Origin of the sequence: Isoptericola sp. 178 (assembly GCF_030586525.1) — a bacterium.
Taxonomy (GTDB): domain Bacteria; phylum Actinomycetota; class Actinomycetes; order Actinomycetales; family Cellulomonadaceae; genus Isoptericola; species Isoptericola sediminis.
Window position 1 is genome coordinate 1 of the sequence record NZ_JAUQYN010000004.1, and the last position, 12,828, is coordinate 12,828.

Annotated in this window: 11 protein-coding genes; 4 read left to right on the forward strand and 7 right to left on the reverse strand. The window is 75.5% G+C overall.

Annotated features, from left to right (window positions below):
- Positions 1–232: 232 nt before the first annotated feature.
- Together Q6349_RS13225 and Q6349_RS13230 are read right to left on the reverse strand one after the other, a co-directional pair.
- The gene (locus tag Q6349_RS13225; protein WP_304604479.1) at positions 233–1,945 is read right to left on the reverse strand and encodes a hypothetical protein; all 1,713 of its coding nucleotides are present in this window, start codon (positions 1,943–1,945) and stop codon (positions 233–235) included.
- A 172-nt stretch (positions 1,946–2,117) separates the two neighbouring features.
- Positions 2,118–2,438, reverse strand: a complete 321-nt coding sequence (locus Q6349_RS13230) for an MTH1187 family thiamine-binding protein (RefSeq protein ID WP_171245597.1) — start codon at positions 2,436–2,438, stop codon at positions 2,118–2,120.
- A 31-nt stretch (positions 2,439–2,469) separates the two neighbouring features.
- Here Q6349_RS13230 and cofD point away from each other — a divergent pair, with 31 nt between their 5' ends.
- Positions 2,470–3,426 (forward strand): 2-phospho-L-lactate transferase, encoded by a 957-nt coding sequence (gene cofD, locus Q6349_RS13235; RefSeq protein ID WP_304604480.1) that lies wholly within the window; start codon positions 2,470–2,472, stop codon positions 3,424–3,426.
- Positions 3,423–4,094, forward strand: a complete 672-nt coding sequence (gene cofC / locus Q6349_RS13240) for a 2-phospho-L-lactate guanylyltransferase (RefSeq protein ID WP_304604481.1) — start codon at positions 3,423–3,425, stop codon at positions 4,092–4,094. The genes cofD and cofC overlap by 4 nt, the downstream gene beginning before the upstream one ends.
- Here cofC and Q6349_RS13245 read toward each other — a convergent pair.
- Positions 3,983–4,939: a DMT family transporter gene (locus Q6349_RS13245; RefSeq protein WP_370375395.1), complete on the reverse strand. Its 957-nt coding sequence runs from the start codon at positions 4,937–4,939 to the stop codon at positions 3,983–3,985. The two genes, cofC and Q6349_RS13245, sit on opposite strands and share 112 nt — an antisense overlap.
- 39 nt (positions 4,940–4,978) lie before the next feature.
- Between Q6349_RS13245 and Q6349_RS13250 the strand changes: the two genes are divergently transcribed.
- A complete protein-coding gene (locus Q6349_RS13250) occupies positions 4,979–5,506 on the forward strand; it encodes a MarR family winged helix-turn-helix transcriptional regulator (protein ID WP_304604482.1) in 528 nt (175 codons plus the stop codon).
- A gap of 9 nt (positions 5,507–5,515) precedes the next feature.
- Here the strand turns inward: Q6349_RS13250 and Q6349_RS13255 are convergent, their stop codons facing one another.
- The 3 genes from Q6349_RS13255 to Q6349_RS13265 are packed head-to-tail and all read right to left on the reverse strand — an operon-like array spanning position 5,516 to position 9,023.
- Positions 5,516–6,121 (reverse strand): nitroreductase family protein, encoded by a 606-nt coding sequence (locus Q6349_RS13255; protein ID WP_304604483.1) that lies wholly within the window; start codon positions 6,119–6,121, stop codon positions 5,516–5,518.
- Positions 6,122–6,147: 26 nt separating this feature from the next.
- Positions 6,148–8,274, reverse strand: a complete 2,127-nt coding sequence (locus Q6349_RS13260) for a YhgE/Pip domain-containing protein (RefSeq protein WP_304604484.1) — start codon at positions 8,272–8,274, stop codon at positions 6,148–6,150.
- Entirely contained in the window at positions 8,271–9,023 is a 753-nt protein-coding gene (locus Q6349_RS13265; protein ID WP_304604485.1) for a hypothetical protein, read from the reverse strand. The genes Q6349_RS13260 and Q6349_RS13265 overlap by 4 nt, the downstream gene beginning before the upstream one ends.
- 81 nt (positions 9,024–9,104) lie before the next feature.
- Between Q6349_RS13265 and Q6349_RS13270 the strand changes: the two genes are divergently transcribed.
- Positions 9,105–9,722 carry a TetR/AcrR family transcriptional regulator gene (locus Q6349_RS13270; RefSeq protein ID WP_304604486.1) on the forward strand — a complete coding sequence of 206 codons (618 nt, stop codon included), beginning with the start codon at positions 9,105–9,107 and terminating at the stop codon, positions 9,720–9,722.
- Between the two features lie 15 nt (positions 9,723–9,737).
- On the opposite strand, the gene Q6349_RS13275 is transcribed toward Q6349_RS13270, so the two are convergent.
- Positions 9,738–12,635, reverse strand: coding sequence for an FAD-binding and (Fe-S)-binding domain-containing protein (locus tag Q6349_RS13275; RefSeq protein WP_304604622.1), 2,898 nt, complete (start codon positions 12,633–12,635; stop codon positions 9,738–9,740).
- Positions 12,636–12,828: the final 193 nt, after the last annotated feature.

Sequence of the window (12,828 nt, forward strand, 5' to 3'; positions counted from 1 at the left end):
CGGTGCGCGGTCCTGTCCGCACACCCGGTCTGTGTCGTCACGGTCGGTTCGCTTGCTCGACGTCGTCCGCGAACCCGGCCGAGCCCACGGCCTCCAGCCAGGCCGCGCGCAGCCTGGACCGGGCGCGGGACAACGCCGCGTCCGCCCCGCCCCCCGGGGGTTGTGGTTTGCCCAAGCGGGGCCGCGCCGCGCGCCGCCCCCGCGATTTTCATACCCACAACGCAGGGCGGGGTCAGGCGAAGCGGCTCCGGTAGGCCTCGAGCAGGGTGACCCCGTCCGGCACGACGCGCCAGACGTTCCAGCCGTCGTCCGTCGGCGCCCCGCAGGCCGCCGACGCCGCGTGGTCCGGGTGCTGGTACCGCGACCCGTCGGGCAGCTCGATGACGCCGTCCGTGTGGAGCAACGCCTCGAAGTGCTGCTGGCGACGCGGCCGCGACCACTCGAGGTACGTGGGGCGCCCGAACATCTTCGCCAGCGCCACGAGGTCCTCGTCCACCTCGTCCTCGTCGGCGGCCGCCTCGTACATCCGCCGCTCGGGCGGCGGCGTGTACGACGGCGCCTCCAGCGGGGGGACCTGCAGACGCGGCAGGTCGTCCGAGGCGTCCGTCCAACCACCCGGGGTGGACGGCTTCCAGTCCCGCTCGGACGTCTCCGACCACGGGGTCCACGAGTCGAGGGGGTCCGTGTTCCGGGAGCCTGCGCCGGGGACGGGCAGGTCGAGCGCCGACGGCGTGTCCGGGCTCGCCGCGGACGTCGTGCGACGTGCCAGTCCGGCCAGGTCGAGGTCGTCGGCGGAGGCCGGGCGGCGGCGCGGTGCGGGGTCCGACGTGGTGCCACCCTCGCGGAAGCGGTCGCTGCGGGACCGGCGCCGCGGGACCTGCGGTCCGTCCCCGGACGGCGGGGGCGGGACCGGCGCGTGCCCGGTCGCGGGCGCGGGCGGGACCGGCGCGTGCCCCGTCGACGGCGGGGGCGGGACCGGCCCGTGGCCGGTCGCGGGCGCGGGCACCGGCGTCGGCGGCGACTGCTTCGACGTCGGCACCTGCGGCACCTGCGGCACCGACAGGCTGCTCGGGCCCGGGACACCGCCCGCGGCCTCCGCACGTCGCGCCGCACGGCCCCGGCGCAGGGGCGGCTGCTCGGCGGTGTCGCCGACGGCGTCACGTGGGTGCGGAGCGGCGACCGGCGCACCGGTCTCGCCGTCCCCACCGGCGGGGACGGCGACGGCGGGGCTCTTGCCCGTCAGGGCGAGGCCGACCTTGACCCCCTCGACGAACGACTCCGGCTCCGCCTCGGTCCGGGACCCCGACGCAGCGGGCGCCGTGTTCTCGCCACCCGGGCGGCCGGGACCCGACAGCCGGGGCGACGTCGAGTCGGACGCCGGGTGGATGACCAGCGGCGAGACGTCGACGAACCGGCGGCCGTCCTGCCCGTGCATGACGCCCATCTTGAGGACCTCGACGGGCATCGTGGGCTGCCGCAGGAAGTCGACGGCGTTGAGGATGTCCTCGCCGGCCTCCTGGCAGATGACGATGAGGCGCGCGCTGGAGCGGCCGGGCTGCGAGCGGGTGATCGGCACCGAGTCGTAGAAGGTGGCGATGTCGCGCTGGAAGGCGCTGTGGCCGCCGTGGTACCGCGAGGCGAGCTCGCCACGGGTGAGCCGGCCGGCCCACCCCGCGTGGTCCAGGGCCCGGGTCAGCGCAGCCTTGTCGAGGTTCGCCACGAGCTCGACGACGACGGGCGACCCGGTGGCGTCCAGGGCCAGCAGGTGCGGCTCGTCGGGACCGCTCCCCTGGGCGACGGGGAAGATCTGCTCGCCGAGCAGCCCGTCGATGTGGGAGTCCACGACCCGGTGCGCCGTCGTCCGGAGCCCGGGTTCGACCGACCCCGCGGTCTGCCCGGACTGGACGAGGAGCGGCCTGCTGGCGTCGACCTCGAACAGTGGCATCGCGCTGACTCCCCCGGCTCCGCACGCGGCCCGTGTGGCCGCGATCCGCCATAGCCTACGGCGGGCCCTCAGGGGTCGTACAACACCCCAGGTGAGTGACGACTCTCACCACACAGAACCGGCACATCCCCGGGATCCGGCACGGGGGACGCGCCGGACTTCTCGTGCCGTGTCAGGCGTGTCCGGTCGCGGACTCGTCCTCGGCGAGCGCCTCCTCGACGCGGGCCACCTTGCCCTCCAGCTGGCCGGTGCGGCCGGGGCGGATGTCGGCCTTGAGCACGAGGGACACGCGGTGGCCGCCGTTGCCGACGGCCTCGGTGGCGCGCTGGATGACCGGCATGACCTCGTCCCACTCCCCCTCGATCTCGGTGAACATCGAGGTGGTGCGGTTGGGCAGGCCGGACTCCCGCACGATGCGGACGGCCTCGGCGACGGAGTCGGTGACCGACTCGCCGGCACCGAGCGGGGCGACGGAGAACGCGAAGACAGCCATGGGGCCATCATGACGCCTTTAGGCTCGGGGCGTGAGTACTTCGGTGACCCTCCTGGCCGGCGGCGTCGGCGGCGCACGCCTCGCGCACGGTTTCGCCCGCGCCCTGCCGGACGGCGGAGCCCCCGGCGCGCACGGCGGTCTGACCTGCGTGGTCAACGTCGGTGACGACACGGAGCGGCACGGGCTGCACGTCTCGCCGGACCTCGACACGGTGATGTACACGCTGGCCGGGCTCAACGACGAGGAGCGCGGCTGGGGGCTGACGGGCGAGTCCTACGCGATGCTCGACCAGCTCGGCCGCCTCGGCGAGGACACCTGGTTCACCCTGGGCGACAAGGACCTCGCCACGCACGTGGTGCGCACCGCCCGGCTGCGCGCCGGGGAACCGCTCAGCGCGGTCACCGCGGCGCTCACGCGCTCGCTCGGCGTCCATGCCCGCCTGCTGCCCGTCACCGACGACGCCGTGCGCACGCGGATCACGACCCCGGACGGCGAGCTGGAGTTCCAGGAGTACTTCGTGCGGCGGCAGCACGCGGACGCCGTGCTCGACCTGGACTTCGCCGGGATCGACGCCGCCCGCCCGGGCCCCGGCGTCCTGGACGCGATCACCGGCGGCGACCTGCTCGTGGTGGCGCCGTCGAACCCGTTCCTGTCGGTGGAGCCGGTGCTGGGCGTGCCCGGGGTGCGCGAGGCGCTCCGGGCGGGCGGACCGCGCCGTGTGGCCGTGAGCCCGATCGTCGGCGGCCGCGCGCTGAAGGGCCCCGCCGCCCAGGTGCTGGAGTCCCTCGGGCACGACGTCTCGGCGCTCGGCGTGGCCCGGCTCTACACGGGGCTGGTCGACGTCATGGTGATCGACGCCGCCGACGAGGCGCTGGCCGCCCCGATCGCCGACCTCGGGTTCGAGGTCCTGGTGACCGACACCGTCATGGGCGGTCCCGAGGGCCGCGAGCGCCTGGCCCGCGAGCTGCTGGAGCTCGCCGGCTCGTGACCGTGCCGGAGGCGACGGCACGGCCGCAGCCCGCCGGGGTGACCGCCGTCGTACCGCTGCGGGACGGGGTCAGCGGCAAGTCCCGGCTGTCCACGTCGCTGGACCCGGCGGCCCGGCGTCGGCTCGTCGTCGCGCTCGCGCGGCACGTCCTGGGCGTGCTGGCGGCGAGCGACCACGTGGACCGGGTCGTGGTGGTCACCGCGGACGCCGGGTTCGCCCGCGAGGTCCTGTCCGGCGTCCCGGGGCCGGCAGTCGAGGTGCTCGCCGAGCCGGCCGGTCGGCCTGGGCTGAACGCCGCCCTGGAGCACGCGCGCGACGAGCTGTCCGCGACCGCGCCGGCGGGGCCGGACGCGGGCCGGATGCTGGTCGTCCACGCGGACCTTCCGCTGCTGGGCGATGCGGACGTCGACGCCGTCGTGTCGGCGCACGCCGACGTCGTCGTCGCGACCGACCGGCACGGCACCGGGACGAACCTGCTCGGCGTCCCGGTCGGTGCCGACCTCCGTTTCCGGTTCGGCGCCCGTTCGCGGGCCGCGCACGAGGCCGAGGCGACCCGTCACGGGCTGCACTGCGCCGTCGTGCTGCGCGCCGGGACCGCCGCGGACCTGGACACGATCGACGACGTCGTCGAGCTGCCGGCGCCGGTGCGCACCCGCCTCGGCGTCTGACGGGCGCTGCGGGCCGCCAGCAGGACCCCGCCGAGCACGAGCATCGTGCCGGCTGCCCGGCGCGGGCCGAAGGACTCGTCGGCGAGCAGCGTCCCGAGCAGGACCCCGGTGACGGGGTTGAGCAGCCCGACGACGCCGACCGCACCCGCCGGCAGGTGCCGCAGACCGGTGAACCAGGCGACGAACGCCACGGCGGTGGCCACGAGGGAGACGTACGCGAACCCGGCGACGGCGCTCGCGTCCAGCACCGGCGGCGCCCCGTCCACGGCGGCGGCAACGGGCAGGAGCAGCAGCCCGCCGGCCGTGAGCTGCCAGGCGGTGACGGCCGTCATCGGCTCGGCGGGCGCCCAGCGCTTGGTGAGCACGTACCCCGTCGAGGACAGCAGCATCGCGGTCGCGGACGCGGCGACGCCCCACGGGTCGACGGCGGCCCCGCCCTCCACGACCAGCACCACGACGCCGACGAGACCGGCGGACGCCCCGGCGAGGCCCCGCCAGGCCGGGCGCTCGCCGAGCAGCGGCCACGCGAGCAGCATGAGCGTGATCGCGGACGTCGCCATGACGGTGGAGGCCACGCTCGAGGGCAGCCGGGTCGAGGCGACGTAGACGAGGACGAAGAACGCGCCGACGTTGAGGACGCCCAGCACCGCCGAGCGCCACCACCACGCACCCCGCGGCAGCCGGCGCGCCAGGACGAGCAGCAGGAGACCCGCCGGCAGGGCCCGCAGCGCGGCGCCCCAGAGGGGGTCGTCGGCCGGCAGGAACTCGCGCGTCACGTAGTAGGTCGAGCCCCAGGCCACCGGCGCCACGGCCGTGAGGAGCATCCATCGCCAAGTAGTTTCCACGGAAGCAATAATGTCTTCCAGGGAAGATATTATTCCCCCATGGCCGCGCCCCCGACCACGGACAGCACCTCCGGCACCCCCGACCGCGTCGCGCGGATCCAGGCCGAGTGGCGGCGCGAGCGGCCCGACCTCGACGTCTCGCCGCAGGGCGTCGTCGGGCGCCTGCACCGCCTGGCCGGCTACCTCACCGACGAGCTGCACACCGTCTACGCCCGGCACGGGCTCGGCGAGGGCGAGTTCGACGTGCTCGCCACCCTCCGCCGCGCCGGAGCCCCCTACGAACGCGCCCCGGGTGAGCTGGCGGAGCACACGATGGTCACCACCGGCGCGATGACCAAGCGGATCGACCGGCTGGTCGCCGCCGGCCTGGTGGAACGTCGTGCCGCCCCGGGGGGCGACGGGCGCCGGCGCCTCGTCGCCCTGACCCCGGCGGGCGTCGAACGGATCGACGCGGCGTTCACCGACCACATGGCGAACGAGCGTCGCCTGGTCGACCAGCTCTCGGCGGAGGACCAGAGGGCGCTCGAAGGCGTCCTGACACGGTGGCTCCGGGCGTACGAGACCTGAGCCGAGCGCTCACCACGCCCCGCGGTGCACCACCTCGTCCAGCGGCTTGCGCCGCCGCCGCGACGGCGAACCCTTCGCACCCCCGGTCTCGGGGTGCCCGACGGCGACCACCCCGGTGGGCGCCCACTCCGCCGGGACGCCGAACGCCTCGCGGAACCGGTCGAGGCTCCCGGCGTCGATCCCGAAGAAGCAGGCGCCGAGCCCCTCGTCGACGGCGGTCTGGAGCATGAGCAGCGAGGCCATCCCGGCGTCCACGTGCCAGTACGGCACCGGCCAGCGCGCCTCGTCGCGGTCGGTCCAGCCCTTGTCCGCCTCGGCGTAGCGGCCCACGTAGGCGGCCTTCGAGGCCAGCGCCACGACCAGCACCGGGGCGGTGCGCATCCCGGCCAGCCACCTCGACATGTTCCGCGCCGAGTCCGCTGGGGTGGTAGCGCGCCAGAACCGTTCGCGCTCGGCGTCGGTGGTCAGGACCAGGAACGACCAGCCCTGGGTGAACCCGGCGCTCGGGGCGCGCACGGCGTGCGCGAGCAGCCGGTCGACCACCGCCGGGTCCACCGGGTCCGGGCCGAACCGCCGGACCATGCGCCGCCGTCGGACCACGTCACGGAACTCCATGCGCCCAGCCTGCCAGGACGTGCCGGTCAGAGCACCAGCTCGGGCTGCAACGCCGTCACCGTCCACACGCGTCGGCGTCGGGCCGCGAGCGCGGTGGCCCCGATCGCCCCGAGGAACACTCCCGCCAGGACGACGGCGCAGCGTCCGGCGGCGTCGAGGCTCCCCCCGTAGAGCAGCTGGCGCAGACCCTCCACCGCGTAGGTCATGGGCATGAACCGGTGCAGGGACCGCAGCGGCTCGGGGATGGTCTGCCACGGGAACGTCCCGCCCGCCGTCACGAGCTGGACCAGCATGAGGACCAGGCCGAGGAACTGGCCCGCCGCCCCGAGCCAGGCGTTGAGGGCCTGCAGGATCGCGACGAACGTCCCGGAGACCAGCACCAGGAACAGGGCAGTGAGCAGCCCGTGGGCCGGGTCGATGTCGAGCGCGAACTTCGTGACGGTGAACATCAGCCCGACCTGTACGACGCCGATCGCCGCGGGGACGGCCCACCCGCCCAGCGCCGTGGCCAGGCCCGAGCGGCCGGCGGCCAGCGCGCGCGTCGACAGCGGACGCACCAGCAGGAACAGGACGTAGGCGCCGATCCAGGCGGCCAACGACAGGAAGAACGGGGCGAGCCCGCCCCCGTAGGTCCCGGCCGAGGAGAGCGACTCGTCGCGCACCCGGACCGGGTTGCCGATCGTGTCGGCCGTGTCGGTCCGCGTCTCGTCGTCCAGGTCCGGGACCTGGCCCAGCCCCTGGGCGAGCCCGTCGCGGAGCTCGTCGGCACCCTCGGCGAGGTCACCGGAACCGTCCGCGAGGCGGTCGGTGCCGTCGGCGAGGTCGGCCGACCCGGAGGCGACCCGCGCGGTCCCGTCGGCCAGCCGCCCGACCCCGTCGGCGAGCGCCGGGGTGGACGCGGCGAGCCGGGAGGTGCCGTCGGCGAGCCGGTCGGCGCCGTCCGCCGCCGAGGAGATGCCGTCGGCCAGGGCGGGTGTGGCGTCCGCCAGGGAGTCGGCGCCGTCGGCGACCTGCTGCGCGCCCTCGGCCAGGGAGTCGAGCCGTGCCGACGCGTCGTCCACCTGTGCGACGGAGTCGCTGACCTGGGCGCGCTGCTCGTCCACGACCGGGGTGACCTGGTCCCGGACGTCCGCGGCGAGGGCGTCGGCCTGGGCCCGGGTGAGGGTGCCGTCGGCCACGAGACCGTCCAGGCGGTCGGCGAGCGCGGTGTCCACACCGTCCCGGACGGCATCGAGGGCCGGCAGCACGTCGTGCGCGGCGTCGGAGGCCTGGCGCCCGTACCGCGCGACCTCGGCGTCGCCGTCGGCCACATCCTGCGCGCCGTCCGCCAGCCGACGCGTGTCCGCGGGCAACGACGCGGTGGCGTCGCGCAGGTCGTCGAGACCGCTCGACAGGTTCCCGGCACCGTCGTCGAGCCGGTCGACGGCGTCGACGAGCGGCCCGACCTTCTCGTCCAGGGTGGCGGCGCCGTCGGCCGTGCGGCGCGCCCCGTCGGCGAGCGCGTGCGCGCCCTCCGCCGCGTCGTCGGTGCCGTCGCGGAGCCGGCGCGACCCGTCGAGGAGCTGCCCGGCGCCGTCCACGGCGTCGGCGAGGTTGGTGTGGATGGAGGCGAACCCGCGCAGGAACTGGTCGGCGGCCTCGGTGCCGACCTGCTCGGCGATCGAGTCGCGCACCTGCCCGACGATCTGGTCGGCGATGGTGCCGGCGAGGTAGTTGTTGGCGTCGTTCGTCAGGAGCGTGAGGCTGGCCTGCTCCGGCTCGAACTCGCCGGCGGAGACCAGGTCCGCGGAGAAGGTGGGACCGATGATCAGCGCGGCGTCGAACCGCCCGGACCGCACCCCGACCTCGGCGTCCTGCTGGGTGGTCTCGACCCATCCGAACCCGCCGTCGTCCTCGAGCTCGTCGGCGACGTCGGCACCGAAGGTCCGCTCGGTCTCCTCCCCCGTGACGGAGTCGGTGGTGGTCGTCCCCTCGTCCTGGACGACGAGCGCGGCCGGGACCTCGTCGAGGTTCTCGTACGGGTCGTGGTTGGCGTACAGGTACAGCCCCGCGTACAGCGTGGGGACCAGCGCCATCGCGAGGACGGCCAGCCGCGGCATGGTGCCGGTGGCCAGCCGACGCAGCTCGGACACGGCCAGGCGGACGGCGGTCATCGGGCGGCCTCCTCGGCCTCGGCGGGCTCGGTGTCCTGGCGGGTCCCGGGGTCACCCTCGGGCTCGACCTCGGGGTCCGGACCGGAGGGACGGAGCACCTCGCGCCGCACCACGCGAGGCGGGGCGTGGAGCGTGTCGCCCACGGCGGCCGGCAGGTCGACGCCGAGGTCGCGGGCGGACGACCGCGTGCACTGCACGAGCACGCCCGTGCCGCCGGCGGCCAGCGAGCGGGCCAGGTCCCACCAGTCGGCAGGATCGCCGCCGTGCCGGTCCGGCAGGGTGAGGACGACGAACCGCACCTCCGGGTCCTCCACGGCGAGGCCGGCGAGGACGGCGGTCCGCACCGCGCCCGGCAGCTGGTCCACCCGGCGCCCGCGGTCCGGCGTCAGCCCGTGGGCGTCGAGCCAGCGCGCGACGTCCCGGGGCCAGGACCGGCGACCGGCGAGGGCCAGGCCCTCGGCGACCACGTCGGCGAGCGTGAGGGCGTCGTCCGGGTCGTTGAGCCCCGGCACGTCGACGACGGCACTGATCCGGCGGAGCCTCGCCGGCGTGACCTCGGCGCCGTCGAGGCGCACCGTCCCGGCGGACGGCACGAACCGGCCGGTCGCGACCAGCGCCAGCGCCGTGTGGCCGTGACCGGGCTCCGCAGCGGCGAGCAGCGCCTCGCCGGTCGCCCACGAGAAGCCCACCGACGTCAGCATCGGCTCGCGCCGTCCGTCGGCACGCACGCCGTCCACGGTGATCCGCATCGCCGCCTCCTTGTTGACCATTGGTCAACAACGCTAGCGTTGCTGTTGACCAGCGGTCAACAAGACGGGTACAACAGTGCTATGACCTCCCGCACACGCCAGGATCCCGCCGACCGTCGGCGACAGCTCCTCGACGTCGCCTGCGAGGCCGCCGAGGCCGGCGGGCTGGAGACCCTGACCCCGGCCGCCGTGGCCGCGCAGGCCGGTGCCTCGAAGGGCCTGGTGTTCCACTACTTCGGCACGACGGCGCAGCTGCGGCGCGCCGTCGCCCTCGAGGCGATCGAGCGGCTCGCCGCCGACCTCGCACCCGACGACGGGCCGCTGGTCGAGCGCCCGGCCCGGGCGCTGTCGGCGTTCCTGGGGTCCGTCACCGCCCGCCGCCGGGTGTGGGAGGACATCTGGCGCGGAGTGCTCGCCGGGGACCCGGTCACGGAGGACGCCCTGCGCGCCATCCGCGCCGACCTCGTGGGACGGCTGACGACGCTGGCGGACATCGGCGTCACCGCCGACGCGCGCCTCGACCTGCTCGCCCGGGGCTGGGTCGCGCTGGCGGAGACCATGACGGCGGCGTGGCTCGGCGAGGGGTCCACGAGCCGCGAGGACCTCAGCGACCTGCTGCTGTCCAGCCTGTCCGTGCTCGTCCCGGAGCTGCCGGAGCCGGCCCGCTCGGCCGTCGCCGAGGTCTCCGGCGCCCCGTAGCCCCGACCGTCGCGCTCAGAGTCGTGCGGCGAGCACCTCGACCAGCGCCTTGCCCTCGACGCCCTCGAGCTGGACGGCCTGGGTGCGGCAGGAGAACCCGTCGGCGATGAACTCCTCGCCCTCCTCCTGCGCCCGCAGGGCCGGCAGCAGGGCGTTCTCCGCCACGGCCACCGACACGTCGTAGTGGCCCTTCTGCATGCCGAAGTTGCCCGCCAGGCCGCAGCAGCCCGCCAGCTCGGTGACGGTGGCGCCGGCCTGCGCGAGCAGGGCGCGGTCGGCGGCGAACCCCATGACGGAGTGCTGGTGGCAGTGCGGCTGCACGACGGCGGTGACGTCGCTGAGGTCCGGCAGCTCCCACCCGGAGTCCTCGGCGGGGGCCGTGGCCGGGTCGGTGAGCAGCTCCGCCAGGGTCCGTGTCGCCCCCGCGACCGCGTGGGCCCGCGGGTCGTCGGGGAACAGGTCCAGCAGGTCCGAGCGCAGCACGGCCGTGCACGACGGCTCGAGGCCGAGGATGGCGTAGCCGTTGACCGCGTACGGGCCGAGGGTCTTCAGCAGCCCGTCGAGCCGCCGTCGCGCACCGTCGAGCTGCCCGGTGGAGATCCAGGTCAACCCGCAGCACGCCGCCGAGGTCGGGACGACGACCTCGTATCCCGCGGCCTCCAGGACCCGCACGGCGGCCTGCGGCACCGACGGGGACATCGAGTCGCTGAACGAGTCCGTCCACAGCACCACCTTCGGGCGGTCGGACTCGACGAGCCTGCCGGGCTCCTGCCGGTGGGGCAGGCCGGGGACGCCCCGGGTCGCGTACCCGAGCCGCCACCAGCGGCGGAACGACATCTCGGCGAACTCGGGCACCTGACGCCGGGTGTCCATCCCACCGGCCCACAGGACCGGCCGGCGGATCCAGTCGACCGACAGCAGCCGGTTGATCGTGCGCGGGGCGATGCCCGCCAGCCGCGCCCAGCGGGGCAGCCACCCCAGGGCGTAGTGGTCCACGGGACGCGGCCGGCCCTTGTAGGTGCGGTGCAGCACCTCGGACTTGTACTGCGCCATGTCGACGCCGGCGGGGCAGTCGGAGGAGCAGGCCTTGCAGCTCAGGCACAGGTCGAGCGACTCGCGGACCTCCGGGGCGGTGAGCCCGCCCACCAGCGACCCGTTGACCGCCTCCTGGAGCACCCGGGCGCGCCCCCGGGTGACGTCCTTCTCGTCCCGCGTCGCCTGGTAGCTGGGGCACATGAACCCGCCCGAGGCCTCGTTGTCCGCGCGGCACTTGCCCACCCCGACGCAGCGGTGCACCGCCGCGGTCAGGTCGTCGTGGTCGTGGGTGAAGCTGAAGCCGGCGTGGCCGGTCTTCCTCGAGATCCCACGCAGCGTGCCCGAGCCGAGCAGCCCGTGCCGGCCGACCGGGCCCGTGGAGGGCACCGGCGACGCGGCCGGGCGACGCAGGTCGGCGTCCACGGCGGCGGGCCGGACCACCACGCCGGGGTTGAGCACGTCGCGCGGGTCGAACAACGCCTTGACCTGCTCCATCAGGGCGACGGCCTCGGGCGAGTAGATGAGGGGCAGGAGCTCGGACCGCGCCCGGCCGTCCCCGTGCTCGCCGGACAGCGACCCGCCGTACCGGGCGACGAGCTGCGCGGCCTCGGTCATGAACGTGCGCAGCACCGAGCCGGAGGCCTCCAGCGGGATGTCGATGCGCAGGTGCAGGCACCCGTCGCCGAAGTGGCCGTACGGCAGCCCGTCGACCCCGTAGCGCGCCATGAGCGCGTCGAGGTCGCGCAGGTAGGCACCGAGGTTCTCCGGCGGCACGGCCGAGTCCTCCCAGCCGGGCCAGGCCTGCTCGCCGGCGGGCGTCCGCCCGGCCAGTCCCGCGCCGTCGGCCCGGATCTGCCACATGCGGGTCGCCTCGGGGCCGGCCGGGTAGACGGCCGCGCCGACGGCGGACGAGGCGCCCACGATCATCTCGGCGAGCTCGCGCACCTCGTTCTCGCTGCCCCCGCCGACCTCGATCATCAGCCAGCCCGCACCCTCGGGCAGCTCCGGTACCGCGCCGGCCCCCTTCGCGCGCCGCACGACGTCGACGAGCCGGGCGTCCAGCCCCTCGATCGCGAGCGGGTCGTGCTCGAGCAGCACGGGGACGTCGTCGGCGGCCGAGGGCATGTCGGGGTAGCCGAGCACCACCAGGGTCGGCGCGTTCGGCACGGGCACCAGGTCGAGGGTCGCGCCGAGGACCGTCACCAGCGTGCCCTCGGTCCCGACGAGGAACTTCGCCAGGTCCGAGCCGTTCTCGGGCAGCAGGTGCTCCAGGGAGTACCCCGAGACCTGCCGGCCGAACCGTCCGAACTCGGTACGGATCAGCGCCAGGTTCTCGCGGACGAGCTCGGCCAGCCCCGGCACGGCCGCGAAGCCGGCGTCGCCCCGGCCCGCGGTGAACCGGCGGCCGTGCCCGTCGACCACGTCGAGCGCGACGACGTTGTCGGCGGTGCGGCCGTAGGCCACGGCGTGCGGGCCGCACGCGTTGTTGCCGATCATGCCGCCGAGGGTGGCGCGGTTCTGCGTCGACGGGTCGGGACCGAACCGCAGCCCGTGCGGCCGCGCCGCGTGCTGCAGCGAGGACATGATGACGCCCGGTTCGACGTCGGCGGTCCGCGACGTGGGGTCGACCGCGTGGATCGTGTCCAGGTGCTGGGACAGGTCGAGGACGACACCGGGCCCGACGGAGTTGCCGGCCACCGAGGTCCCGGCTCCCCGCGCCGTGACCGGCACCTCGAGCTCGCGCAGCACGTCCAGCGCCGCCACCACCTCGTCGGTGCTCCGGGGGAAGACGACGAGATCGGGCACCACGCGGTAGTTGGAGGCGTCCGTGGAGTACTCGGCACGCCGACGGGTGGAGCTGTCCACCGTCCCGTCCATGACGGTGCGCAGGGCCGCGGCGACGGCCTCGCGGGCCTCGGCGGCGGCCGCCTGGGCCTCGCGTTCCGCCTCTCTCCGCGCCGCGCGGTCGGCCTCCCGTCGTGCCTCCGCCGCGGCGTCGCCGTGCGCGGCGGAGCGCGCCGACGAGGTCGTTCCGTCCGGGCCGGTCGCTGAGGTCGTCTGAGCGGACACG

Bases quoted from the DNA above. Each gene is read 5' to 3' on its own strand.
- Q6349_RS13250 (WP_304604482.1), top strand. From the start codon at position 4,979: ATGGCCGCGCCCCCGACCACGGACAGCACCTCCGGCACCCCCGACCGC.
- Q6349_RS13265 (WP_304604485.1), bottom strand. From the start codon at position 9,023: ATGCGGATCACCGTGGACGGCGTGCGTGCCGACGGACGGCGCGAGCCG.
- Q6349_RS13270 (WP_304604486.1), top strand. From the start codon at position 9,105: ATGACCTCCCGCACACGCCAGGATCCCGCCGACCGTCGGCGACAGCTC.
- Q6349_RS13260 (WP_304604484.1), bottom strand. From the start codon at position 8,274: ATGACCGCCGTCCGCCTGGCCGTGTCCGAGCTGCGTCGGCTGGCCACC.
- Q6349_RS13275 (WP_304604622.1), bottom strand. From the start codon at position 12,635: ATGGACGGGACGGTGGACAGCTCCACCCGTCGGCGTGCCGAGTACTCC.
- Q6349_RS13230 (WP_171245597.1), bottom strand. From the start codon at position 2,438: ATGGCTGTCTTCGCGTTCTCCGTCGCCCCGCTCGGTGCCGGCGAGTCG.
- Q6349_RS13255 (WP_304604483.1), bottom strand. From the start codon at position 6,121: ATGGAGTTCCGTGACGTGGTCCGACGGCGGCGCATGGTCCGGCGGTTC.
- Q6349_RS13225 (WP_304604479.1), bottom strand. From the start codon at position 1,945: ATGCCACTGTTCGAGGTCGACGCCAGCAGGCCGCTCCTCGTCCAGTCC.